23 protein-coding genes are annotated in these 24,804 nt (G+C 63.6%); 4 read left to right on the top strand and 19 right to left on the bottom strand.

Annotation, left to right across the window (positions count from 1 at the left end; genetic code table 11):
• Position 1 precedes the first annotated feature (1 nt).
• Positions 2-1,324, top strand: a complete 1,323-nt coding sequence (gene deoA, locus BLP10_RS20635) for a thymidine phosphorylase (protein WP_091138970.1) — start codon at positions 2-4, stop codon at positions 1,322-1,324.
• Complete coding sequence (locus BLP10_RS20640; RefSeq protein ID WP_091138972.1) at positions 1,321-2,262, top strand: 2-hydroxyacid dehydrogenase; 942 nt, start codon at positions 1,321-1,323, stop codon at positions 2,260-2,262. The genes deoA and BLP10_RS20640 overlap by 4 nt, the downstream gene beginning before the upstream one ends.
• A 3-nt stretch (positions 2,263-2,265) precedes the next feature.
• On the opposite strand, the gene BLP10_RS20645 is transcribed toward BLP10_RS20640, so the two are convergent.
• The 17 genes from BLP10_RS20645 to BLP10_RS20725 all read right to left on the bottom strand — a co-directional run bounded on the left by BLP10_RS20645 (position 2,266) and on the right by BLP10_RS20725 (position 21,197).
• Positions 2,266-3,033, bottom strand: a complete 768-nt coding sequence (locus BLP10_RS20645; protein ID WP_091138973.1) for a sulfite exporter TauE/SafE family protein — start codon at positions 3,031-3,033, stop codon at positions 2,266-2,268.
• Positions 3,034-3,039: 6 nt separating this feature from the next.
• Entirely contained in the window at positions 3,040-3,888 is an 849-nt protein-coding gene (locus tag BLP10_RS20650) for a C40 family peptidase (RefSeq protein ID WP_091138976.1), read from the bottom strand.
• The gene (locus BLP10_RS20655) at positions 3,885-4,232 is read right to left on the bottom strand and encodes a MarR family transcriptional regulator (RefSeq protein WP_091138979.1); all 348 of its coding nucleotides are present in this window, start codon (positions 4,230-4,232) and stop codon (positions 3,885-3,887) included. Before BLP10_RS20655 ends, BLP10_RS20650 begins: the two co-directional genes overlap by 4 nt.
• A 74-nt stretch (positions 4,233-4,306) precedes the next feature.
• The gene (locus BLP10_RS20660; RefSeq protein ID WP_091138981.1) at positions 4,307-5,689 is read right to left on the bottom strand and encodes a leucyl aminopeptidase family protein; all 1,383 of its coding nucleotides are present in this window, start codon (positions 5,687-5,689) and stop codon (positions 4,307-4,309) included.
• Between the two features lie 30 nt (positions 5,690-5,719).
• Positions 5,720-6,631 (bottom strand): 2-dehydro-3-deoxygalactonokinase, encoded by a 912-nt coding sequence (locus tag BLP10_RS20665; RefSeq protein ID WP_175493989.1) that lies wholly within the window; start codon positions 6,629-6,631, stop codon positions 5,720-5,722.
• A gap of 48 nt (positions 6,632-6,679) precedes the next feature.
• Positions 6,680-7,309, bottom strand: a complete 630-nt coding sequence (gene upp, locus BLP10_RS20670; RefSeq protein ID WP_091139039.1) for a uracil phosphoribosyltransferase — start codon at positions 7,307-7,309, stop codon at positions 6,680-6,682.
• Positions 7,310-7,344: 35 nt separating this feature from the next.
• A complete protein-coding gene (locus tag BLP10_RS20675) occupies positions 7,345-8,598 on the bottom strand; it encodes a URC4/urg3 family protein (RefSeq protein ID WP_091138985.1) in 1,254 nt (417 codons plus the stop codon).
• Positions 8,599-8,686: 88 nt separating this feature from the next.
• Entirely contained in the window at positions 8,687-9,949 is a 1,263-nt protein-coding gene (locus BLP10_RS20680; RefSeq protein WP_091138988.1) for a GTP cyclohydrolase II, read from the bottom strand.
• A 129-nt stretch (positions 9,950-10,078) separates the two neighbouring features.
• The gene (locus BLP10_RS20685) at positions 10,079-11,299 is read right to left on the bottom strand and encodes a phosphopentomutase (RefSeq protein ID WP_091138991.1); all 1,221 of its coding nucleotides are present in this window, start codon (positions 11,297-11,299) and stop codon (positions 10,079-10,081) included.
• A 42-nt stretch (positions 11,300-11,341) separates the two neighbouring features.
• Positions 11,342-12,346 carry a cation diffusion facilitator family transporter gene (locus BLP10_RS20690; protein WP_091138993.1) on the bottom strand — a complete coding sequence of 335 codons (1,005 nt, stop codon included), beginning with the start codon at positions 12,344-12,346 and terminating at the stop codon, positions 11,342-11,344.
• A 15-nt stretch (positions 12,347-12,361) separates the two neighbouring features.
• Positions 12,362-13,990 carry an ABC transporter ATP-binding protein gene (locus BLP10_RS20695; RefSeq protein WP_091138995.1) on the bottom strand — a complete coding sequence of 543 codons (1,629 nt, stop codon included), beginning with the start codon at positions 13,988-13,990 and terminating at the stop codon, positions 12,362-12,364.
• Positions 13,987-15,150 carry an ABC transporter permease gene (locus BLP10_RS20700; protein ID WP_091138998.1) on the bottom strand — a complete coding sequence of 388 codons (1,164 nt, stop codon included), beginning with the start codon at positions 15,148-15,150 and terminating at the stop codon, positions 13,987-13,989. The genes BLP10_RS20695 and BLP10_RS20700 overlap by 4 nt, the downstream gene beginning before the upstream one ends.
• A 141-nt stretch (positions 15,151-15,291) precedes the next feature.
• Complete coding sequence (locus BLP10_RS20705) at positions 15,292-16,401, bottom strand: microcin C ABC transporter permease YejB (RefSeq protein ID WP_091139001.1); 1,110 nt, start codon at positions 16,399-16,401, stop codon at positions 15,292-15,294.
• Positions 16,401-16,769 carry a DUF4260 domain-containing protein gene (locus BLP10_RS20710; RefSeq protein ID WP_091139042.1) on the bottom strand — a complete coding sequence of 123 codons (369 nt, stop codon included), beginning with the start codon at positions 16,767-16,769 and terminating at the stop codon, positions 16,401-16,403. Before BLP10_RS20710 ends, BLP10_RS20705 begins: the two co-directional genes overlap by 1 nt.
• A 39-nt stretch (positions 16,770-16,808) precedes the next feature.
• Positions 16,809-18,674, bottom strand: a complete 1,866-nt coding sequence (locus tag BLP10_RS20715; protein WP_091139004.1) for an extracellular solute-binding protein — start codon at positions 18,672-18,674, stop codon at positions 16,809-16,811.
• A complete protein-coding gene (locus BLP10_RS20720; protein ID WP_091139006.1) occupies positions 18,671-20,515 on the bottom strand; it encodes an extracellular solute-binding protein in 1,845 nt (614 codons plus the stop codon). The genes BLP10_RS20715 and BLP10_RS20720 overlap by 4 nt, the downstream gene beginning before the upstream one ends.
• A gap of 142 nt (positions 20,516-20,657) precedes the next feature.
• Complete coding sequence (locus tag BLP10_RS20725) at positions 20,658-21,197, bottom strand: c-type cytochrome (RefSeq protein ID WP_091139008.1); 540 nt, start codon at positions 21,195-21,197, stop codon at positions 20,658-20,660.
• 282 nt (positions 21,198-21,479) lie between these two features.
• Between BLP10_RS20725 and BLP10_RS20730 the strand changes: the two genes are divergently transcribed.
• Complete coding sequence (locus tag BLP10_RS20730) at positions 21,480-22,223, top strand: 3-deoxy-manno-octulosonate cytidylyltransferase (protein WP_091139011.1); 744 nt, start codon at positions 21,480-21,482, stop codon at positions 22,221-22,223.
• Positions 22,220-23,074, top strand: coding sequence for a prephenate dehydratase (locus BLP10_RS20735; RefSeq protein ID WP_091139013.1), 855 nt, complete (start codon positions 22,220-22,222; stop codon positions 23,072-23,074). Before BLP10_RS20730 ends, BLP10_RS20735 begins: the two co-directional genes overlap by 4 nt.
• A 105-nt stretch (positions 23,075-23,179) precedes the next feature.
• Here the strand turns inward: BLP10_RS20735 and nudC are convergent, their stop codons facing one another.
• Positions 23,180-24,082 carry an NAD(+) diphosphatase gene (gene nudC, locus BLP10_RS20740; protein ID WP_091139016.1) on the bottom strand — a complete coding sequence of 301 codons (903 nt, stop codon included), beginning with the start codon at positions 24,080-24,082 and terminating at the stop codon, positions 23,180-23,182.
• A gap of 2 nt (positions 24,083-24,084) precedes the next feature.
• Positions 24,085-24,495 (bottom strand): HIT domain-containing protein, encoded by a 411-nt coding sequence (locus BLP10_RS20745; protein WP_091139019.1) that lies wholly within the window; start codon positions 24,493-24,495, stop codon positions 24,085-24,087.
• Positions 24,496-24,804 lie beyond the last annotated feature (309 nt).

A 24,804-nucleotide genomic window follows, 5' to 3' on the forward strand; every position in this document is an offset into this window, starting at 1 on the left:
CATGACCCTTCTTCCGCAGGAAATCATCCGCCGCAAGCGCGACGGCGCAACGCTCGCAGACGAAGAGATTCATCACTTCATCCAAGGCCTGACTTCCGGCCACGTGTCTGAAGGCCAAGCGGCATCCTTTGCCATGGCGATCTTCTTTCGCGGCCTCTCCGTGCCGGAGCGTGTGGCGCTGACGCGCGCCATGATGAATTCAGGCGAGGTGCTGAAGTGGGATCTTCCGGGGCCCGTGCTCGACAAACACTCTACGGGCGGCGTCGGCGACACGGTGAGCCTTGCGCTCGGCCCGGCAGTTGCCGCCTGCGGCGGCTACGTGCCGATGATCTCCGGCCGCGGCCTTGGCCATACGGGTGGCACCCTCGACAAGTTCGATTCCATTCCGGGTTACGTGACGCAGCCCGATATCGACACCTTCCGCCGTGTCACGCGCGAGGTCGGTTGCGCCATCATCGGCCAGACGGCGGATCTCGCGCCTGCCGACAAGCGCCTCTATGCCATCCGCGACGTGACGGCGACGGTGGAATCCATCGATCTCATCACTGCGTCCATTCTCTCGAAGAAGCTGTCCGCCGGTCTTCATGGCCTTGTGATGGATGTGAAGTTCGGCTCCGGAGCGTTCATGGACAATGCCGACGATGCGCGTGCTCTCGCGGAGAGCCTCGTGCTCGTCGCCAATGGAGCGGGCTTGCCCACGAGCGCCTTGTTGACGGACATGGACCAGTCGCTCGCATCCGCCGCAGGCAACGCGGTGGAGATGGCCTACGCGGTGGATTACCTGACAGGCCGGAAGCGCGAAGCGCGCTTCCATGAAGTGACGGTGGAGTTGTCTGCTGAGATGCTCGTGCTCGGCAAACTCGCTGCTGACATCGTCGAAGCGCGTGCGAAGATCGAGGAGGCGATTTCCTCCGGCAAGGCGGCAGAGGTATTTCAGCGCATGGTAACGGCGCTCGGCGGTCCCTCCGACTTTGTGGAGCGCCACCACACGCATCTGAACGCAGCGCCCATTGTCCGGCCGATCCATGCAGAGCGCTCCGGCATCGTGCAAAAGGTCGCCACCCGCGATGTGGGTGTTGCCGTTGTGGCGCTCGGCGGCGGGCGCACCCGTCCGCAGGATGCCATCGACCATGCGGTCGGCCTCACCCATCTTGCCGAGATCGGCGAGAGCGTCGATGCTGATCGCCCGCTTGCCATCGTGCATGCCCGCAGCGAAGAAGCTGCCAAGGCCGCCGAGCGCATGGTGCGCGCGGCCTACACCCTGGGCGATGCGAAGGTTGAGCCCGGACCGATGATCCTCGACCGTATTGGAGTCAAATCGTGAGCCTTCTCGTCGCTGTCACCTGGGAAACGCAGCCTTGGGTCGAGCGCTTCAAGCGCCATCTGCCCGGGCGCGAGATTGCCGTTCTCGGTGAGGATTTCGACGGAAGCAAAATCCGCTACGCTGCCACCTGGGGACCGAAGCCGGGAAGCCTCGACAATCTCCCCAATCTCGAGGCGCTGTTCTCCCTTGGCGCCGGCGTCGATCATCTGATGGGCTATCCCAACCTCCCGGACGTTCCGATCGTGCGCGTGGCGCAGGACGACCTAACCTATCGCATGAGCGAATACATGGTCATGCATTGCCTCATGTATCTGCGCGATCATGCGCGCTTCGCGCAGGCTCAACGCGAGAAGCGCTGGGAGCCGGATCGTTCGCCGCCGATTGCATCGGACGTGCGCGTCGGCATCATGGGCTTCGGTGTTCTTGGCCAGGATGCAGCAGTGAAGCTCAAGATGATGGGCTTCGACGTGGCAGGCTGGAGCCGCACGCCGAAAAGCGTCGATGGCTTCAAGGTGTATTCGGGCGAAAGCGAGCTCGACGCGTTTCTCGCGCGTACCGATATTCTCATCGCGCTCATTCCGCTCACGCCTGACACGCGCGGCATTCTCAACCGCAGCCTGTTCAAAAAGCTTGCGCATGACGGCAGGCTCGGCGGCCCGATCCTCATCAATGCGGGACGTGGTGGGTTGCAGATCGAAACCGACATCCTTTCATGTCTCGACGACGGCACACTCAAGGCCGCGACGCTCGACGTATTCGAGAAGGAGCCGCTGCCTGAGGATTCTCCGCTCTGGTCGCACCCGCGCGTGACAGTCACGCCGCACAACTCGGCCGTGAGCGAGCCTGAGGCGACGGCTCGCTACATTGCCAAGCAGATTCTTCGCTATGAGGCGGGTGAGGCGTTCGAGAACGTGGTGGATCGGGTGCGGGGCTATTGAGGGCTACAGCACCCCATAGCCGCGCAACCCGTCCCACAACAGCTTCAGCGCCGTCAATGTGAGCAGCGCGTAGCAGAGGCGGTAAAGCTGCTTCTGGTCAAGTCGCTGATGCAGCCTGAAACCGACCCAGACACCCAGCGGGATGAAGGGCAGGCATAGGGCCATCAGGGTCCAGAGCTCCGCATCGGGCTTTGCAAGCGCGAGCCACGGCGCCGCTTTCATCAGGTTGCCAGCCGCGAAGAAGCTGCTGCTCGTTCCGGCGTAGATCGCTTTCGAGAGACCGAGCGGCAGAAGATACATGGCGACAGGCGGGCCGCCGGAATGGGCCATCATGGATGAAATGCCCGAGGCGGTTCCCGCAACCACTGCTTTCACTTTCGAGCGCGGTTGTTGAACGATCCTGCCGCCACCGCGAAACCATAAGGCTGTGAAAGCCAGCGTGATGGTGGCGATGACGATGGCAACGAGGTTCCTGTCCATCACCTTCAGAAGCAGAAAGCCGATGGCTGTGCCGCAGGCGAGGCCGGGGAGGAGCAAAGCAAGGTCGATCTTCGACCATGTGCTCGGTCGCCAGTAATACAGCGCCATCGCATCCATCAGCACGAAGAGGGGCGCGAGCAGAGCGCCGGCGCTGATCGGGTCCATGACCATCGACAGAACGGGAATGCCGATGATGGCGAGCCCGCCGCCGAAAGCGCCTTTCATGAAGGCAATCAGAAAGACGCCGAAACCTGCCACGAGCAGAACGGACAGGTCGGGCAGGTATTGCATGGGAGCTTACAGGCGCTTGATGGAGCTGATCGGGCCGTAGCTGCTCGTGCGGATGCGCTCTTCCGCAACGGCGAGAGGCTCGATCATCACGGTCATGCTGTGGCCGGTGGCGTGAATGAAGTTCGTCTCGTCCATCATCAGGCCCACATGGCCTTTCCAGAACACGAGATCGCCGCGCTTGAGGCCGCCGAGATCGGGCTTCACTTCGATAGCGGTTCCGAGCTGCTGTTCCTGCATGTCGCTGTCGCGCGGTGCCGCGATGCCGGCGGCAATCAGCACGGTCTGCGCAAGACCGGAGCAGTCGATGCCGAGGCTCGTCTTGCCGCCCCAGAGATAGGGTGTGTGCAGGAAGCGTTCGGCGACGCCCACATAATCTGGCTCGCGTGCATCGAGGCTGGCGAGATGCGCGGCATAGACCCAGCCGCCATCGGCAATCTGCGCGTAGTCACCCTGCGTGGCGATGACGGCGACCTTCGAGTTCATGGTGAGAAGGTCGGTGTGCGGCAGCTTCAGGTTCGGACCCGGATAGATGAAGGTGCGCAGCGATGCGACCTTGTGCGTTGCATGCGGCCCCGGCTCTCCTAGCACGACGCTCGGCAGATAGCCGACATAGCCGTCGTCGTGCAGCTGCACCCAGGCCCAGCCCTCGTGCTCGTCATAGACGGTCACGGCCTCGCCGAAGATCGCCTGCGTGTCGACAGGCGCCTCCCGCGAAGGGTGGCGGTGCAGGGGCGCGTAGGCGGCAATGACGCGCTTGAGCGTGCCCGTCGTGAAGCGCTCGGAATCGACCTGCCCGCGAAGCCTCTCATCCGCCAGATCGGCGCGGAAGGGGGTGATGCGGCGGTCGAAACTCATCGGGGCAGCTCCTTGGCTCGGGAGGTAATGGTGTCTCCTAGCCGTTCCACGGCCAGAGCGCCAGCGACCGTGCGCTGGATGATGACGTTGCGCCGATCCGCCTCATCCCGGCGGCGGGAGACGAGGTCGAGCTTGCCGAGGGTGTCGAGAGCACGGGTGATGACGGCTTTCGTCACGTTGAGCTTTCTGGCAAGGCCGCGCACCGTATGCGGCGGCGCTTCAAGGTAGATCGTCAGCAGAACGGCGATCTGGCGTGACGAGAGGTCGCCGCCCTGATGCACGAGGGCGAGATGCACGTCATGCCAGAGTTTCAGGGATTGAAGCGCACGCAACTCGACAGCCATGATCGCACCGGTCGTTCCGGATCCGGATTATTCTCGGTCGTAGAGAACGATGCAACCTGTCTCTTCCGCTATGCTTAAAGCGTGTAGCGCTTCTTCAGGAGCGCATATATCAGCCGCGCCGCCTGAACCTCGCCGCCCTCCGGCCGGCCGGGACGGGTGGACGGGTTCCAGGCGAAGATGTCGAAATGCACATGCGCCTTGGCCTCCGACACGAAGCGGCGCAGGAACAGGGCTGCCGTGATCGAGCCTGCCATGGGGCCGCCGACATTGTTCATGTCGGCATATTTCGAATCGAGCTGGCTCTGGTAGGGAGCCCAGAGCGGCATGCGCCACACGGGGTCGTTCACCTCCATGCCGGTGCGCGCGATGTCGAGGGCAAGCTCGTCATCGTCCGTGTAGAAGGGCGGAAGCTCGGGGCCCAGCGCCGTGCGGGCAGCACCCGTGAGCGTCGCGAAATCGACGATGAGATCGGGTTTCTCCTCGTCCGCCAGCGTCAGCGCATCGGCGAGAATGAGACGGCCCTCCGCATCCGTGTTGCCGATCTCGACAGTGATGCCCTTTCGGCTGTTCAGAATGTCGCCGGGGCGGAAGGCGTTGCTGGAGATCGAGTTCTCGACGGCAGGGATGAGCACGCGCAGGCGCACCGGCAGTTTCGCGCCCATGATCATGTCCGCGAGCGCGAGCGTGGCCGCCGCACCGCCCATGTCCTTGCGCATCATCAGCATGGAGGAGGGCGGCTTGATGTCGAGACCGCCGGTGTCGAAGGCAACGCCCTTGCCGACGAGGGTGATGCGCGGGGCGCTCTCGTCGCCCCAGCTGAAGTCGGTGAGGCGCGGCGCGACGGCGGATGCGCGCCCGACCGCATGGATCATGGGGAAGTTCTGTTTCAGCAGATCGTCGCCGACGATGCTGGTGAAGCGCGCCCCATGCGCTTCGGCAATCTCACGCGCAGCCGCCTCGATGCCGTCGGGGCCGAGATCGTTCGTCGGCGTGTTGACGAGATCGCGGCTACGGAACACCGCGTTGGCGATGCGCGTCACGTCCTCCGCGTCCACGCCCTTCGGCGTGACGAGGCGGACGGATTTTTTGCTGCGCTTGCGGTAGCGCGTAAAGCCGTAGGATCCCAGAATCCATGCGAGCGTGGCAAGCGTTGCATCGGGCGCGTCATTCTCGAAACGATAGACGCCGTCCGGCAGGATCGTCGCCAGCTTGCCGATGGCGAACGGATCGCGCTGCTTGGCGTCCTCGCCTGCAAGGCCGAAGGCGACACCGAAGAGATTGCCGTCCGCATCCGGCAGAAGGCAATGGCTGCCCGCCTTGCCCTCGAAGCTCTGCGCCTTGGCGAAACCCTGCGCCGCCTTCGGCAGCTGCGAAGAGATGTCGCTCCATGTGCGTTCCGTCACGAGCCAGATCGGCAGCGAGGGCTCGGTGGACGCGGCAAGAAGTGCATGGGGCATGGGTTTTGACCTGAGAGATTGAGTGAGTGTTCAGCTCTGGGAATGCTCGCGCACGATACGCGTAAGGCCTGCAAGAAGAGCCTGTTGGGGAACCTTCAATTCCGTCTTGATGCCGAGACGCGCGAGGGCATGCACATAGAGATCCGCGCGGGCGTGGTCGGCAAGAATGGTGACGGAGGAGGGACGTCCGAACTGCGCGAGCGCGCCGTTGATCTCGTCGCCCGTAAGAAGACCGGAGAGATATGGCGCGAGCAGGTTGCTCGCCATGCGACCGGAAACGACCGCGGCCCGGGCGCAGAAGAGAAGATGCAGCAGGCCGACGCGCGCAGCGCCGTCTGTGCCGCTGTTGCGCTGGGCCGCATCGAGGCCCATGTCGAAACCCTTCTGGTCGGCAGGCTCCGTCGCAGGCCGCCCGATCATCGAATGCTCAAGCATGAGCGCATACATCTCGCCGGTCATATAGGTGGCGAAACGCTCGATGCGCCCCTCGCGCACGAGAATCCATTTGGGATGCGTGCCGGCCGAGCAGACGACGCCGTTCTCGATGCCGGTGCCGAGAACCAGCGTCTCCTCTCCGCGCATCACATCGGCCGCACCCGGAGCAGGCTCGCAGAAAAGGCCGGGGATGATGTGTCCCTTGCGGCCATTGCCGATCTCGACGGGAATGAGAGCCTTTGCGATTTCCGCCACACCGGCAGGGCAGGTGGCGTAAGGCGCTTCCACCCATCCCTCGCGGCTGCCCACCATGCCGACGAGCAGAACGGGCGCATTCGGCTCGGCTTCGAGCCAGCGTCCGCAATGCTTCAGGAACACGCCGCGATGCTCGCCCTTCTGCAAGGCGGAGACGCCTTCCTCCGACGAGACCTGATCGAGAATGGTCTCGTTCTCGATCAGATAGCCACGAAAGCGGGTCGTTCCCCAATCGGCGACGATGAAGCGCAAGGCATCAATCCCTGTTGCGGCGTGTCACAGCGCTAACGGCAACGGCTTTTAGCGCGTTCCATACATGCGGTCGCCGGCATCGCCGAGGCCCGGCACGATATAGCCGTGGTCGTTGAGCTTCTCGTCGATCGACGCGGTCCAGATATGCACGTCGGGATGCGCGCTGCGCAGCCGCTCGATGCCCTCAGGGGCGGCCAGCAGGCACACGAAGCGGAGATCCTTCGCGCCGCGCTCCTTCAGGCGCTCGATGGCGGCAACGGCCGAGTTCGCGGTGGCGAGCATCGGGTCGAGAACCAGCACCATGCGGTCGGCGAGGTCGGACGGGGCCTTGAAATAATATTCGACGGCCTGCAGCGATTCCGGATCGCGATAGAGGCCGATATGGGCCACGCGGGCTGCGGGAACGAGGGTGAGCATGCCATCGAGGAAACCGACGCCTGCGCGCAGGATGGGGGCGAAGACGAGCTTCTTGCCGGCGATCTGCGCGCCTTCCATCTTGGTCATCGGCGTCTCGATCTCGATGCGCTCCATCGGCAGGTCGCGGGTGACCTCGTAGCAGAGCAGCATGCCGATCTCGTTGAGGAGCTGGCGGAAGCCTTTGGTGGAACGCTCCTTGTCGCGCATCAGGGTCAGCTTGTGCTGAACCAGCGGATGATCGACCACCGTTACGCCTTGCATGCTCTTTCCTTCCTTGGTCGTCATAGGCTCAATCATCAAAACACCGTTCCATCACTGATTACGCTGAGAGGCGGCGAGCCGTCGCCGCGCTTCTCCTTGGCCAATCTGCGCCCTGTCGCCCATGTGCCGCCTTCGAGCGCTTTCGCGAGGGGAAAATTCTCGGCGTTGAACCCGAGCCGGGCGCGGATGGGATCGGCAATGCGGTCCAAAAGAGCAACCGTCAAGGCCCGCCACTCCACCACGAGAACGGAATCCACCGCATGTGCCGTTTTCGCGTCCTCCGGGTCCTTGAGGGCGATGACGCTGGTGTCGAGGAAAAGTCCGCCGTTGCGGTATTCCGGCAGGCCGGTGAGCCCGTCGATGTCCGTGACAGTGTAGCCGGCCCATTCCAGGGGCTCGATCAGCGAATAGGAGAGCCATTGGGAGAGCTTGTGGAAGGGAATGAGCCCTTTCGTGACATCGGGCGCCTCCACCAGCGGGTGGCGCCACGTATCGCCGAGATCGATGCCGCCGAGCGTGATGCGGCTTGGCCAGATAGGGCCGAGATAAGTGAGGAGCGCATCGAGGATCGCGGTTGCCTTGATGGCGTCTCCCTCGGCGGTTCCTGCGATCACATCGGCAAGACCGCCGGGGCGGGGATCGTCCACCTGCCCGAAAATGTCCGGGTTGGTGGCCACCACACGGCCCAAACGGTTCAGAAGCGCGGCGCGGCCTTCCAAGCCCACGAGCGGATTGTCCGTCGAGACCTGGAAGCCCTCGGCCAGATCCTCGGCCGTAAGCGCCATGAGCACATCCGCATCGACGCGGAAGGGATCTTCGGGCCTTGAGGAGAAAGCGCCGCCTACGAACATGTCGAAGCTCGCGACTGCCAGGCCCTCGGAGCGCGTATAGGTTTCGCCCGTACGGCCCTCCTGATAGCGCCATTGCGGGCCTGCTCCCGCATCGAGCAGCACGGAGACGATGGCGAGGTCGAAGGCCGAGCGGGCCATCTCGCCGGTATTCGTCCAGGGTGCGCCATGCATCACCGCATTCCAGCGGTCATGGCCTCCAGCCGTGAAATGCCGCCAGCGGGCATGGAAGGGGATGTCGAGAGACGGATAAGCCGCGCGGATCGTGGACACCACCTCGTCGGCGCAGGCCTCGAGACGGCTCAGGTCCACCGTGAAATGCTGCAGGCGGCCCTCAAGCCCGGCTTGCAGCAATTGGTGCGAGCGCTCGCGCACGGCTGAAGCCGTCAGAAGTTCGCGGGCGGCTTGAGTTTCGGGAGAGGAATTCGGCTGGTCCGTCACGCAGGGCTCCGCTGCTCTTCATGAGGAAGAGCGATAGCATAGTCTTGAGCCGGCCAGCACTCTCAAGCGCAGCCGGTTGTGGAGAAGGTTAAAAGCGCTCGAGATCCCGGCCCTTCACCTTGTCGAGGTCATCCGCATCGGGCGCTCCGTCCGGCGTGTAATACCCGGCGGCCTTCTTGGCCTCCAACTCCACCTGAGCATCCGGGGGCACAAGCTCCGCGGGAATGGGCACGCGCTCCACCACCTCGATGCCGGAGCCGGTGATGGCGTCGTACTTCATGTTCGACATGGACATGAGACGGTCGATGCGGCGGATGCCGAGCCAGTGCAGCACATCGGGCATGAGCTGCTGGAAGCGCGCATCCTGCACGCCCGCAACGCATTCCGTGCGCTCGAAATAGGTGGCGGCTGAATCGCCGCCTTCCTGGCGCTTGCGCGCATTGTAAACGAGGAACTTGGTGACTTCGCCGAGCGCGCGCCCTTCCTTGCGATTGTAGGCGATCACGCCGACGCCGCCGTTCTGCGCTTCCCTCACGCATTCCTCGATGCCGTGCACGAGATAGGGCCTGCAGGTGCAGATGTCGGAGCCGAATACGTCGGAGCCGTTGCACTCGTCGTGCACGCGGCAGGCAATGCGCGTTTTGGGATCGCTCAGGCGCGCCACATCGCCCACTACGTACACGGTGGTGTTTCCGATAGGCGGCAGGAACACGCTCATATCGGGACGCGTCACGAGTTCCGGGAACATGCCGCCGGTCTGCTCGAACAAGGTGCGGCGCAACTCGCCTTCGGTGCAGCCGAAACGCTCTGCGATGCCGGGCAGATACCACACGGGATCGACCGCGATCTTCGTCACCGAGATGTCGCCGGATTCATGCAGGAAGCCGCCATCCGCCTTCAGGCGCTTCGCGCCCATGGCGGAGAGGATTTCCGGCATGTTGAGGCGCGCTTTCGTGACCGCGATGGAAGGTCGGATGTCGTGGCCGCTCGCGATCTCGTCCTTGAAGATTTCGCCGACCATGTGACCCCAGGGATCGAGCGAAACGATCCTGCCCTTCTCGAACCATTGCGGATGCGGGCCGATCTCGGCGGTGGGATGCGTGTTGTGCAGGTCGGGCCGCGCGAGGGGATTGAGCGCGCGGGCGGAAATCGCCAGCGCCCGATAGAGCGAGTAGGAGCCGCCATGGGCGCCGATCACGTTACGGTCGCCGGGATTGGTCACGGTGCCGATGATCGGCCCGCGCTCATGCGGGTCCTCGGCGCCCCAGTGGATCGGATGCTTGATGGTGCCTGCATTCGGCTCGGGGTGAGAGGTGAGCCGGATATGGGTCGAGCGGTTAGGCGTGCTCATTGAACGATCTTCCACGCGAGAACGGGAAGACTCCCCCAACGATCGTCAGGAAAGTCTCCTTACGATCCTTGGCAGACTGAGCCAAAGTTGCGTAGTCGTCAACGGCTTAAGATTGTCGCGCTTTAGCCCTTAGATCCAAGACGATCCTTTGCCGCCGGGATTCAGGCCCAAATGCACCAGGACGCTCGCCCCGATATCGGCAAAGCTCTCTCTCCGCCCGATACTGCCAGGCTTCACGCCGGGGCCGAAGCAGAGGATCGGCACGTGCTCACGGGTGTGGTCGGTGCCTTGCCACGAGGGATCGTTGCCGTGATCGGCGGTGATGATGACGATGTCGCCCACTTGCAGCGCGGCTTCGATCTCCGGTACGCGGCGGTCGAAGGCCTCCAGCGCCGCCGCATAGCCGGGAATGTCGCGGCGATGGCCGAACTCGCTGTCGAAATCGACAAGGTTCGCAAACACGAAACCGCCATCGGGAAGCGCCTTCATGGCGTCGATGGCGGCGGACAGGCAGGCATCATTGCCGTTGGGCTTCACTTCTTTACCGGTGCTGCGGTGGGCGAAGATGTCGCCGATCTTGCCGACCGTCACAACCGCGCGGCCAGCCTTCGTCAGCGTATCGAGGATCGTGTCCGACGGCGGAGGCGTCGCGAAATCCTTGCGGTTGCCTGTGCGCTTGAAGCCGGTTTCAGGCGTTCCCTGGAAGGGGCGAGCAATCACGCGGCCGATCTTGTATTCATCGCAGAGCTCACGCGCGATCCTGCAGACTTCATAGAGCCGCTCCAGTCCGAACGTTTGTTCGTGCGCTGCAATCTGCAGCACGCTGTCGACGGAGGTGTAGCAGATCGGCTTGCCGGTCTTCAGATGCTCGATGGCGAATTCTTCGATGATGGCTGTGCCCGATGCATGCTTGTCGCCGAGAATGCCGGGAAGCTGAGCGCGTTCGATCAGCGCTCGCGTGAGCTTTTCCGGAAAGGCCGGAACCGTGTTGGGGAAATAGCCCCAATCGAAGGTGACCGGGACACCCGCGATCTCCCAATGGCCGGACGGCGTATCCTTGCCCTTGGAGGTCTCGACGCCGTAGCCCCACGCGCCTTTCAGGGAGCCCGCAGGGGCGAGGTTGGGCGGCATGCGGCCTGTGGAAGCCTCGCAGGCCAGTCCCAGGCCCAGGGCTGTCATATGGGGCAGGTGAAGCGGACCCTGCCGCAGGCCCGACTGGTCGCCGCGCCCCTCGGCGCAGGCCTCTGCGATGTGCCCGACGGTATCGGCGCCCACGTCGCCGTAGGAATCCGCATCCTCGGCCCCGCCGATGCCTACGGAATCGAGAACGATGAGGAGAGCACGAGCCATGTTGAGGTCCTTCAAGCCGTCAGAGGCGCGAGTGATACGGCATTACGGGGAAAGATGCGATGCCCCATTTCCATGGGGGTGTCCTTCATGATTGTGCCCGGCACCGGAATGGTCGTGATGGTGCTCATGCCGGTCAAGGGGGCATTCGCCGTAATCCCGGCGGCCCGGAGCATGGATCTCGATCTGCAGGGTCACGTGATCGATCCCGAAGCGCTCCTTCAACTCGTGCAGCGTTTCAGCGAGGAATCCGTCACCGGGATGGCCTTCGGGCATGACGAGATGCGCCGTCAGCGCCGTCTGCGTGGTGCTGATGGCCCAGACATGCACGTGATGGACGCTGGCGACCCCTGGGCGCGTCGCCAGGGCCTGCCTGACCTCGGACAGGGCGATGCCCTGCGGCACGCCGTGGAGCGAGAGCCGGAGCGATTGGCTGAACAGGCTCCACGTTCCCCACACGATCACGGCGGCGATGACGAGGCTGAGCACCGGATCGATCCAGTCGGCGCCCGTCCAGAGAATGGCGAGACCGCCGAGCACGACGCCGAGCGACACGGCGGCATCGGCCACCATGTGGAGGAACGCGCCGCGGATGTTGAGGTCGTTGTGCCCGCCCATGAACAGGAAGGCGGTGAAGCCGTTCACGACGATGCCGATGCCCGCCACGATCATCATGGTCCCTGCCATAACAGGCGCGGGTTCGATCAGGCGCTGTACGGATTCCCACACGATGCCGCCGACGGCGACCATCAGCAGAAGCGCATTCAGCAGCGCGGCGAGAATGGAACTCGAGCGCAGGCCGTAGGTATAGCGCTCGTTTGGTGCTCGCCTGGCCAGGATCGCCGCGCCCCAGGCGATGGCAAGTCCCAGCACGTCGCTCAGGTTATGGCCCGCATCCGACAGAAGCGCCATGGAATCCGCGATGAAACCGTAAGCGGCCTCGACGGCGACGAAGGCAAGGTTCAGCACGATGCCGATCATGAACGCGCGGCCGTGGCCTACCTCGTGGGAGTGGGAATGCCCTGTCGGATGGTGGTGATGCGCGTGCATGACCCTGGCTCTCAATCACTGCCGGACGGTGCTGGCGTCGGCTGTTTCGAGATTGAACGCGGCCGCGAAGAGAGCTCGCGTGTAATCCGTGCGCGGCGCGGTGAAGATGGTCTCCGCCGAACCCTCCTCGACCACCTTGCCGTTCTGCATCACCATCACGTGGTTGGCGAGGGCGCGGACCACTTTCAGGTCGTGGCTGATGAACATGTAGGCAAGGTCGCGCCGCTTCTGGAGATCGCGCAGCAGTTCCACGATCTGCGCCTGCACGGACATGTCGAGCGCCGATGTGGGCTCGTCCAGCAGAATGAATTGCGGCTCCAGAGCCATGGCGCGGGCGATGGCGATGCGCTGTCGCTGGCCGCCGGAGAACTCGTGCGGATAGCGGTCCATGGTGGCCGGGTCGAGGCCTACATCGTGCAGGGCCTTTGCGACCACGTCGCGGCGCTGCCGGTAGTCCAGGCCCTTGTCCTGCACGAGGAGACCTTCCTCCACGATCTCGGCCACCGACATGCGCGGCGAGAGGGAACCGTAGGGATCCTGGAACACCACCTGAAGGTCCTTGCGCATGGGGCGGATCTCCCGCGAGCGCAGGCCGTCGATGCGGTTGCCGAGAAAGACGATGGGGCCTTCCGACTGCACGAGACGCAGGATCGCCAAGCCGAGCGTGGTCTTGCCCGATCCGGATTCGCCCACCACGCCGACCGTCTCGCCCTTGCGCACGCGCACGGAAACGCCGTCGACGGCTTTCACATGGCCGACGGTCCTTTGAAAGAAGCCGCGCTTGATCGGGAACCAGACCTTGATCGGACCCGCCTCGACGATCACCGGCGCGCCCGCAGGAACCGGATTGGCGCGGCCTTTCGGTTCGGCCGCCAGCAGTCTTTGCGTGTAGGGGTGCTGAGGATTGCCGAAAACCTCCGCCACCGTTCCATGCTCCACGATCTTGCCGTTGAGCATCACGCAGACGCGGTCGGCGACTTTGCGCACGATGCCGAGATCGTGCGTGATGAAGAGCATGGACATGCCGAGCTTGGCTTTGAGTTCGGCGAGGAGCTTCAGGATCTGCGCCTGCACCGTTACGTCGAGCGCGGTCGTCGGTTCGTCGGCGATGAGAAGGTCGGGCTCGTTGGCCAGCGCCATGGCGATCATGACGCGCTGGCGCTGGCCGCCGGAGAGCTGATGCGGATAAGCGCTCAGGCGGCTCTCCGCATCGCGGATGCCGACGAGGTGCAGCAGCTCCAGCGTGCGGGCGCGCGCGTCTCTGTCGGAAAGGCCCTTGTGCAGCTTCAGGATCTCGCCGATCTGCCGATCGATGGTGTGGAGCGGGTTGAGCGAGGTCATGGGCTCCTGGAACACCATGGTGACGTCGTTGCCGCGCACGCGCCGCATCTCGTCCTCGTTCGCCGCGATCATGTCCTTGCCCTTGAACAGGATCCTTCCAGAAGGATGATGCGCGGACGGGTAAGGCAGAAGCTTCAGGATCGAGAGGGCCGAAACCGACTTGCCCGAGCCGGATTCGCCCACCAGCGCCACCGTCTCTCCCGGCATGATGTCGAAAGAAATCCGATCCACCGCCAGCGTGTCGCGCTCGCCCTGGCGGAAGGCGACGGAGAGATCCTGGATGGAAAGCAGAGGCTCTGTCATCGGAACGTCTTTCTCGGGTCGAAGGCGTCACGCACCGCTTCGCCGACGAAGATGAGAAGGCTCAGCATGAGGGCGATCACGAAGAAGCCTGCGAGGCCGAGCCATGGGGCCTGGAGGTTGGCCTTGCCCTGCGCCAGCAACTCGCCGAGCGAGGGCGAGCCGGGCGGCAGGCCGAAGCCCAGGAAGTCGAGGGACGTAAGCGTCGTGATCGAGCCGTTGATGATGAACGGCATGAAGGTGAGCGTCGCGACCATCGCGTTCGGCAGGAGGTGCTTGAACATGATGGTGGCGTTCGACAGGCCGAGCGCCCGTGCGGCGCGCACATATTCGAAGTTTCGGGCGCGCAGGAACTCGGCGCGCACGACGCCCACCAGCGATACCCAGGAGAATAGCAGCAGGATGCCGAGGAGCACGAAGAAGCTCGGCGTGATGATGGCCGAGATGATGATGAGCAGGTAGAGCGAGGGGATGGCGGTCCAGATCTCGATGAAGCGCTGCGCGATGAGATCGATCCACCCGCCGTAATAACCCTGCACCGCGCCCGCGAGAATGCCGACGATGGATGAGATGCCGGCGAGGATCAGGCCGAACAGCACGGAGATGCGGAAGCCGTAGATCAGGCGCGCCACCACGTCGCGGCCCTGGTCGTCCGTGCCGAGCCAGTTCCACTCAATGTCGTTGCAGCCGGTGCCGCCTGTTCGCTCCGCAATGGGGCGGCATTGCTCGTCGGTGAGCATCCATGTGGGCGGCGCAGGCGCGGGAACGGGAAGATCGAGATTATGCGTGTTGTAGGAGAAGCGCACCGGAGCCCAGAGGAGCCAGCCGTTCTCCTCGATCTCCTTCGAGATGACGGGATCGCGATAATCGGTCTGCGCCAGGAAGCCGCCGAACTTCTCCTCCGGGTAATCCACAAAAGCGGGATAGAGCAATTCACCCTTGTAGGAGGCGAGGATCGGCTTGTCGTTGGCGATGAGCTCGGCAAACAGGCTCAGGACGAACAGGACCATGAAGATCCAGAAAGACCAATAGCCGCGCCGGTTCGCCTTGAAGTTCGTGAAACGGCGCCGGTTGAGCGGCGAGAGCTTGATGAAGCCTTGCTTCGGCAGCGGCGGCGCGACCGGCGAGGAGGCGGGCGAGACAACGGGAACGTTCTCGTTCATCGTGCGCCTCCTTCAAGTTTGTCATCCCCGGCGAGCGTCAGCGAGGGAAGGGGATCCACGATCACGCGCGGCGCTATGGATTCCCTTCCCCTCCGCTGCGCTCCGGCCGGGAATGACAGCAGGGTCCATGAGTACTTCATCTCACGCCTCCCGCGTCTCGAAGTCGATCCGCGGATCGATCCAAGTATAGGTGAGATCGGAGAGCAGGTTCACCACTAGTCCTAGCAGGGAGAAGATGTAGAGGTTGGCGAACACCACCGGATAGTCGCGGTTCACAATGGACTCGAAGGAGAGAAGCCCGAGGCCGTCGAGGGAGAAGATCGTCTCGATGAGCAGCGAGCCTGCGAAGAAGGCGCTGATGAAGGCGCCGGGAAATCCGGCGATCACGATTAGCATGGCATTGCGGAAGACATGGCCGTAAAGCACCTGTCTCTCGGACAGCCCCTTCATGCGCGCCGTGAGGACGTATTGCTTGCGGATCTCATCGAGAAAGGAGTTTTTCGTCAGAAGTGTCGAGGTGGCGAAAGCGCCGAGCGCCATGGCGGTGATCGGCAGCACCAGATGCCAGAAATAATCGACGATCTGCATGTACCACGGCATGAGGGCCCAGTTCTCGGAGGTCAGGCCGCGCAGGGGAAAGATTTGCCAGAACGATCCGCCCGCGAAAAGCACGATGAGAAGGATCGCGAAGAGAAAGCCCGGGATCGCATAGCCGATGATGACGATGGCCGAAGTCCAGATGTCGAAGGAAGAACCGTCCTTGATCGCCTTCCTGATGCCGAGCGGTATCGAGATGGCGTAGGACAGAAGCGTCATCCATAATCCTAAGCTGATCGAGACCGGCAGCTTCTCCTTGATCAGTTCCAGCACGGAGATGTCGCGGAAATAGCTCTTGCCGAAATCGAAGCGCGCATAATCCCACAGCATCTTGAAGAAGCGCTCATGGGCCGGCTTGTCGAAGCCGAACTGCGCTTCGAGCTGCTTGATGAATTGCGGGTCGAGCCCCTGCGCCCCGCGATAGCGCGATGTGGAGGCATCGCCTGCGCCCACCGAGCTCTGTCCGCCGCCGGACACATCGCCGCCACCGCCGGAAATGCGCGAGGTCGCGCCGGAATCCTGCCCCTGCAGCTGCGCGATGATGCGCTCCACGGGTCCACCGGGCGCGAACTGCACGAGCACGAAGGAAATGAGCATGATCCCGAGGATCGTCGGAATCATGAGAAGTATGCGGCGTGCGATATAGGCCAGCATCAAGCATCCGCCCTGTTGCGGCCGATGCGGCCGAGATGAGTGTCGCTGAAAGCGGTCTCGTATTTCAATCCGTATCCCACCACGCGGTCGAACCCGATATGCGCGGCCCAGATGGCGGCGAGCCCTAAGAAGAGGGGGATGTTCAGAACCAGCCCGAGCCCTGCCAGAAGCGCCGGGCCGAGGGTGGTGTGAGCAGCGTTATAGATCGCAGAGCCGGCCTTCGGCCCTGCCATGTAGCCTGCAAAGCTCAGGTCGGGGCTGAAGAACAGCAGGATGTAGAGCCACCAGGACAGCCCCGACTGAGAGAAAAACCAAGTGCCGAGAAGAAACAGCGCCAAGCCTTCGAGACGCAAGAGCAGACGGGGCATGCCCGTCACGGCTGAAGCCGTCACAATCGTGTTCAAACCTTATCCTCGCCCGATCCGCTTGGCCTTCTCGGCGTCATACCACCAGGTTCCCGGAGCGCCTGAGGCGAAGCGCGGCTTCTTTTCGGGGCGCGAGAACTGGTCCCAGTAGGCGATCCATTCGCTGGGTCGGTTCCACATGGGAACCCAATAATGGCCCGAACGGAGAACCCGGTCCAGAGCACGACAGGCGGTATTGAGCTCCTGCCGCGACTTGGCGTTGGCGACCTTGTCGATGAGCGCGTCGATGGCCGGGTGGCTGATGCCTGCAATGTTCTGCGATCCCGGCGTCTTCGCAGCGTCCGAGCCATAGACCACGCGCAGGCTGTCTCCGGGAGTCGATCCGCCGAAGAGGTTGCGGCTCGCCATGTCGAAATCGAATTCCTCCATGCGGCGCTGATATTGCGCGGCATCGACGATGCGGGAGAACGCCTCGATGCCCAGCCGCTTCAGGTTGGCCTGGAAGGGCTGGGTGTGGGGCTGCAACGCGGCCTGGGAATCGAGAAACTCGATCCGGAAGGGCTGGCCGTTCGGCAGCTTGAGCACGCCGCCCTCGCGCTTGCATCCGGCCTCGCGCAGCAACTCATCCGCGCGGCGCAGCAATTTCCGGTCCTGCCCCGATCCATCGGAAACCGGAGGCACGGGAGGCTCGCCGAACACGGTGGCCGGAAGCTGGGCGCGGAACGGTTCCAGCAGCGCAAGCTCCTCGGGCGAGGGCTTGCCCGTCGCCTTCATGTCGCTGTTCTCGAAATACGACGTGGTGCGCTCGTAGAGCCCGAACATGATGTTGGCGTTCGTCCACTCGAAATCGAAGGCGAGCCCAATGGCTTCGCGGATGCGCGGATCCTTGAACGCTTCGCGACGCGTGTTGAAATACCAGCCCTGGATGGTCGCAGGCGAGTCGTTTTCGATCTCTTCCTTCTTCACCTTGCCTTCGCGCACGGCCGGAAAATCGTAGCCTGTCGACCAGACGCGCGAGGTATATTCCTCGTGGTAGTTGAGCGTGCCGTTCTTGAAGGCTTCGAAGGCCACCGTGCGGTCGCGGAAGTATTCCCAGCGGATGCGGTCGAAATTGTTCTGGCCCACATTCACCGGCAGGTCTTTCGCCCAGTAATCCGGCACGCGCTCGAACTCGATGTATCGTCCCGTCTCGAATTTTCCGACCTTGTAGGGTCCGGAGCCGAGGGGGGCTTCAAGGGTCGATGCCTCGAAGTCCTTGCCTTGCCAGTAGCGCTCGGAAAAGATCGGAAGCCCCGCGACGACGAGATGCAGATCGCGGCTGCGCTGCGGCGTGAACTGGACGCGCAGGACCTCGTCGGATTCCGCTTCGGCGGAGGCCATCTGCGTCAGCAAAGCGCGATAAACGGGATGACCCTTCTCTTTCAGAATGTTCAGGGAGAAGGCCGCATCCTTCGCCGTCAACTTCGAGCCGTCATGGAAGCGTGCTTCCGGGCGCAGGGCGAAGCGATAGGTCAGCTTGTCGCCCGAGATGCGAACGCTTTTGGCAACGAGGCCATAAAGCGAATCCGGTTCGTCGCCCGAGCCTGCCATGAGGGAGTCGAAGGTCGCGCCCATGCCTGCAGCGCCGTCGCCGCGCAGCACATAGATGTTGAGCGTGTTGAACGTGTCGAAGTTCTGATTGCCGCTGCTCTGCTTGATCTGGAGCGCCAGCGTGCCGCCTTTGGGGGCTGCGGGATTCACATAATCGAAATGCTTGAAGTCCGGCGGAAGCTTGAGATCGCCGAAAGCGGAGAGGCCGTGGGTTTCGGTTTCGCCCTCGGCTTGGGCGAAGCCGGACTTCGGCAGGATGCCCAAAGCAGCACCGGCGGCGCCCGCTTTGAGGATGGCGCGGCGACTGAAGGTTCTCATCGCGCTGCTCCCGTCTTGGCGGCCTTTGCCTCGTCATACCACCAGATCGTCGGGAAAGCCGCGCCGCCGTAACGCGGCATGTTCTCCGGATGACCGTAGCGGTTCCAGCGCGCGGTGCGCTGCTTCAACGATGTCCATTGTGGCACGACGTAGTTGTGCGCCAGCAGAACACGGTCGAGGGCTTTCGTTGCCGCAACCAGCTCCTCGCGATCCTTGGCAAAGATGACCCTCTCGATCAACGCATCGACGGCAGGATCCGCGATGCCCGCGAGATTCTGCGAGCCTTCGCGCTGGGCTGCCTGCGAGCCCCAATATTCGCGCTGCTCGTTGCCCGGCGAGAGGGATTGCGGCCACACCTTGCCGATGATGTCGAAGTCGAAGGAGCGGGTGCGGTTGGTGAACTGCACGTCGTCCACCGTGCGCACGGTGGTGACGATGCCGAGCCGGTCGAGGACGGACTTGTAAGGAAGAAAGATACGCTCGTCGTTGGGCGTGCTGCCGAGCATTTCCACGCTCAACACCTCGCCCTTGGCATTCACGCGGCGTCCGTTCTTCACCTCCCATCCGGCCTCGCGCAGCAGGCGGTCGGCCTCGCGCAGGTTGTTGCGGATCGCCTCGGGTGAATCGTTGACCGGGTTCTTGTAGGGCGTGGTGAAGACCGCGGGGGGAACCTTGTCGCGCACCGTTTCGAGGATCTCCAGCTCCTTGCCTTCGGGCAGGCCGGACGATGCCAGCTCAAGCCCGTAGAAATAGCTCGAAGGCCGCTCGTACAGCCCGTAGAAAACCGTCTTGTTGAGCTCCTCGAACGGGAAGGCGAGGTTGAAGGCGCGGCGCACGCGCTCGTCCTTGAACTTGTCGCGCCGGAGGTTCAGCACGAAAGCCTGCATGATGCCGGTGGCGGCATAAGGAAACTCTTCCAGCACGATGCGGCCTTCCTGGCGGGCGGGGAAGTTGTAGCCCGTCGCCCAGTTGCGCGCGCTGTTCTCGGTGCGGAAGTCGATGCGATCGCCCTTGAAGGCTTCGAGCAGCACCGTCGCATCGCGGTAATATTCGTAGCGGATCTCGTCGAGATTATCCTGGCCTACGTTCACATTGAGATTTTCGCCCCAGTAATCCTTCACGCGCTCGTAAGTGGCGCTGCGGCCTGCCTCGAAGCTCTTGAGACGATAGGGACCGGAGCCCAGCGGCGGCTCGAGGGTGGTCTGCGTGATGTCGCGCTTGCGCCCGTCCGGCGCCGTGCCCTCCCACCAATGCTTGGGCAGCACCACCAGCTGCCCCATGATCTGCGGCAGCTCGCGGTTGCCCTTCTCGTTGAAGGTGAAGGTCACCTCGCGCTCGCCCGTCTTCTCGGCTTTGGTCACGTTGGCATAGTAGAAGGCATAGGTCGGGCTGTTGGCCTTCAGGGCCTCGAAAGAAAAGATCACGTCATCCGCCGTGACCGGCTGCCCGTCGTGCCACTTGGCTTCCGGGCGCAGGCGGAAGCTGACGGAGGAATAATCGTCGGGAAAGGCGAATGCCTCGGCGAGCAGACCGTAAGCGGTGCTGGCCTCATCCAGGGAGGGCGTGGTCAGTGTCTCGTAGATTCGGCCAAGGCCCTGTTCGGGCGAGCCCTTCACGCCAGCCACAACGATGTTGAAGCTGTCGAAGGTGCCTTGCGCCCCGAGACGGACCGTTCCGCCCTTGGGAGCCTCCGGGTTCACGTAGTCGAACCGCTTGAAGCCGGGCTGGTATTTGGGCTCTCCGAGAAGGGCCGCGCCATGCCGCCACTGGGCTTCCTGGGCTGCGAGGGGAGTGAAGGCAAGGCAGGCGGCCAGGAAGCTGGGCAGAACGGTACGGATCACAAGGCGTCTCCTGAAGGACGAGGCGTCTGTCGTCAGGTTTACATTTTTGTGCGGCCGACGGCGAGCGCAAGGGAGAGCCGGTAAAACAAAAGCCGGGCTTGGGGCCCGGCTTCGGTCAAATTCAGGTGTATTCGCCCGAGACTCACTGAGTCGGGAACGGAACGGGGCTGTCCGCCAGACTCTGCAGGTAGGCCAGCAGGTCCGCGCGCTCCTTGTCGCTCGAGATGCCCGCGAAGGCCATGATCGTGCCGGGAGTGGCCTTCTTCGGGTTGTGAATGAAGTCGTTCAGGGCCTCGTAGGTCCAGTCGCCGCCATGAGCCTTCATGGCGTTCGAGTAGTTGAAGCCCTCGTGCGAGGCGACGGGGCGGCCGACGATGCCGTAGAGGTTCGGGCCGACCTTGTTCGCGCCGCCCTTCTCGAAGGTGTGGCAGGAGGCGCACTTCTTGGCCGATGCCTGACCCTTGGCCACATCGGCGCTGGCCAGAAGAACGGGGAGGGGCTCGGCCGGAGCGGCCGGCGCGCCGCCACCGCCTGCGGAGGCTTCTTCGGCGGCAGGAAGATCATAGCCCGGAACGGCAGGGGCATGAGGCGAGAAAAGACCTTCGGCAACGACTTTGACGCCAACCACGAAGAGAAGCGTGCCGAAAACGGCGCCCAGGATCTTATTGGTCTCGATATTCATAAATCAGGCTCTCCTCGCCTTGGTTACGGCGAACCCAGCGCAAACAGAACGGCTCCACGGGCGACACCCGCAGGATACGGGGCGTTGCTTAGCCGTAGAGAAGGGGTTTTGACAATGGGGTTCTTTAGATCTCTTCGAGAATTTCGCCGCTCCTATGGTCGCACTTCTGGTCTCAAACGCTGGCGCATGGCCTGAGGTCCATGGAACAAGTGCCGCAGAACCCATGACAAACAAGGCCCGATGCTCTAAGGACGCGCAAGATTTTCCTGCGACGAAGTCCTCATGTCCGATCCTCTCGTGCTCATTCCCGCCCGCGTTGCGGCGACACGCCTCCCCAACAAGCCCCTGGCCGACATCGCGGGCGAGCCCATGATCGTCCATGTGTGGCGTCGCGCCATGGAGGCCGGGATCGGCCCGGTGGCGATCGCCACCGACGCTCCGGAAATCGCCGAAGCCGTGGCCAAGGTGGGCGGACAGGCGGTCATGACCCGCGCCGACCATGCCTCGGGCTCCGACCGCATCTTCGAGGCTGTGGAAAAGCTGGATCCGGAGGGGCGCCACGACGTGGTGGTGAATGTCCAGGGCGACCTGCCGACCGTGGACCCGTCGGTAATCGCCGCTTCCATCACCCCGCTTTCCGACCCCTCCGTCGATCTGGCGACCCTCGTGGCTGTGATCGAGCGCGAGGAGGAAAAGACCAACCCCAACGTGGTGAAGATGGTGGGCGCTCAAGTGTCGCCCGGCCGCTTCAGGGCGCTCTATTTCACCCGCGCCACGGCGCCCTACGGGGAGGGGCCGCTTTATCATCACATCGGCCTTTACGCCTATCGCCGCAAAGCCCTGCAGCGCTTCGTCGGCATGAAGCCGTCCCCCCTGGAGCTGCGCGAGAAGCTGGAGCAGCTGCGCGCCCTGGAGGCCGGCATGCGCATCGACGCGGTCGTGGTGAACGACGTTCCGCTCGGCGTCGATACGCCTCACGACCTGGACAGAGCCCGCGAGATCGTCGCGGCCCGGAGGACAGTATGAAGCAGGTTATTTCGTTCCAGGGTGAGCCCGGAGCCAACTCCCACATCATCTGCTCGGACATGTATCCCGAGTGGGAAGTGCTGCCGTGCCCCACCTTCGAGGATGCGTTCGCCGCCGTGAAGGACGGTGATGCGGGCCTCGCCATGATCCCCATCGAGAATTCGATCGCGGGCCGCGTGGCCGACATCCACCACCTCCTGCCGACATCCGGTCTTCACATCATCGGAGAGGGCTTCCTGCCCATCCATTTCCAGCTCATGGCGCTGCCCGAGGCCGATCTCGGCACGATCAAGAGCGTGTACAGCCACGTGCATGCGCTCGGCCAATGCCGCAAGATCATCCGCAAGCTCGGATTGAAGGCGCATGTGGCCGGCGACACCGCAGGCTCCGCGCGCCAGGTCGCCGAGTGGAAGGACCCGACCCGGGCCTCGCTCTCGCCGCGCATGGCGGCAGAGCTCTACGGCCTGAAGATCATCGCCGAGGATGTGGAGGACGAAGCGCACAACACCACACGTTTCGTTGTTCTGTCGAAGACGCCGAAATGGGCGCCCGCCGGAAGCGGCCCGACGGTGACCTCCTTCGTGTTCCGCGTGCGCAACCTGCCCGCCGCGCTCTACAAGGCGCTCGGCGGTTTCGCAACGAACGGCATCAACATGACGAAGCTCGAAAGCTACATGCTGGAGGGCGAGTTCCTGGCGACGCAGTTCTACGCGGAAGTCGATGGGCATCCGGAGGATGTGAACCTCAAGCGCGCGCTGGAGGAGCTCGAGTTTTTCTCGCGCGAACTGCGCATTCTCGGCGTGTATCCGGCGGACCCGTTCCGCGAGAAGATCAAGGAAGCGGCTGAGTAGCCGCTCACGTCTTCCCGGACGAAGCGCAGCGAAGATCCGGGATCGGCTTCGGAAATTCAACTCCATGTCATCACCGGCACAAGCCCGCTGATGACGAGCAGGGTGCTACTCCTTCACCCATTCCCGCAGCAGGTGATTGGCGATTGCGATCGGCGAGGGCGCGGCGAATTCCTCGTGCGTGCCGTCCAGCATCCGCCGCACATCGTCTTTCGAGAACCAGCGCGCATCCTCCAGCTCGTTGCGGTCGAAATTGATCTCGTCGCTGATCGCTTCGCCCATGCAACCGATCATGATGTTCGACGGGAAGGGCCATGGCTGGGATGTGAGATAGCGAACCGCACCCACGCGGATGCCCGCCTCCTCAAAAACCTCACGCCGCACCGCGTCCTCGATGGTTTCGCCAGGCTCCAGGAAACCCGCGAGGCACGAATAGACCTTGTCGGCAAAGCGCGGCTGGCGGCCCATGAGACACATGTCGCCGCGCGTGATCAGCATGATCACCACCGGATCGGTGCGCGGAAAATGCTGGGCGCCGCAAGCCGCGCAATCGCGGCGGAAACCGGCTTGGGCCGCTTGCGTGGCCGCGCCGCAATTGGCGCAGAAGCGATGACGGTTGTGCCAGTCCAGCATGGTCTTCGCCATGGCGAGAATGCCGAGTTCCTCCGCCGGAACGAGGCCGCGCGTCGCAATCGCCCGCAGATCCGTGACGCTGTAGGCGGGATCGTCCTGGAACAGCTCGGCAGCCTCGGGGGCGGCGAGCGTTGCAACGACCGGATGGCCGTTCAGGGTGCCGAGAAGGACCTGTTCCTTGTGTCCAGGCAGGCGGATCAGGGCGGACAAGGGCAGAAGGCCCGTTCCCGGCTCGCCCGCCTGGAGAACCGGCAGGTCGCCTGCCAGCAGCACCAGGGCGCTTTTCGGATTCCTGACCGCGTTGGCGAGAGCCTCCGGGTCGTGTTCCGCGGTATGGCGGGCGAGCGGGTTCGTGATGTAGCCGATGGAGCGCGTCATGATCAGGCTTCCGCGAAGAGAGCGGCGGCGCGCTCGATGAGGGCGGTGACCGCGTGATCCGGATAGGGCGTGCGGGTGCCGTGGCCCCAGACGGGGCCGGGCCAGGCCGGGTCGGAGCGGAAGCGGCCGATCACATGCACATGGAGCTGGGTCACGATATTGCCGAGGGCGCCCACATTCACCTTGTCGGGCTTGGACAAGGCCAGCATCACCTTGGTGGCGATGCGGATCTCACCGGCGAGTTGGGCATATTGCTCGTCGGAGAGGTCGGTGATTTCGCTCACGCCCGGGATGCGCGGCACCAGTACGAACCAGGGAAACCGGGCGTCGTTCAGGAGCAGGACCGAGGAGAGCGCAAGGTCTCCGATCGGGATCGTATCGGCCTCGAGCCGGGAATCGAGTTGGAATGTCATGCGGCTATCTAGCCGAGGTTCCGCCCGCCTGTCAGCCGCCATGCCGCCATTGCTTTCATGCCGTCGCAGCACGCAACGAGGACATCTCTTCAGGCTGCGGATGAACCCGGGAACGTGTGAGGGGTGGAGCGCGTGTTTCCCTCCCCGCAAGGGGGAGGGAGCACGCGCCAGGCTTGTCTGACGTTCCCGGCTCTGGTTGAAGCGGCTGTCATGTTCTCACTTTGTTCTTGACTTCTGTCCTAAGCTCGGCCATAGTGTGGCGGTCTGCTTCTCGCGAGGGACGCGCCCGAGGCGTCGGTGGCGGAAAGC

Origin of the sequence: Microvirga guangxiensis (assembly GCF_900102135.1) — a bacterium.
GTDB lineage: Bacteria > Pseudomonadota > Alphaproteobacteria > Rhizobiales > Beijerinckiaceae > Microvirga > Microvirga guangxiensis.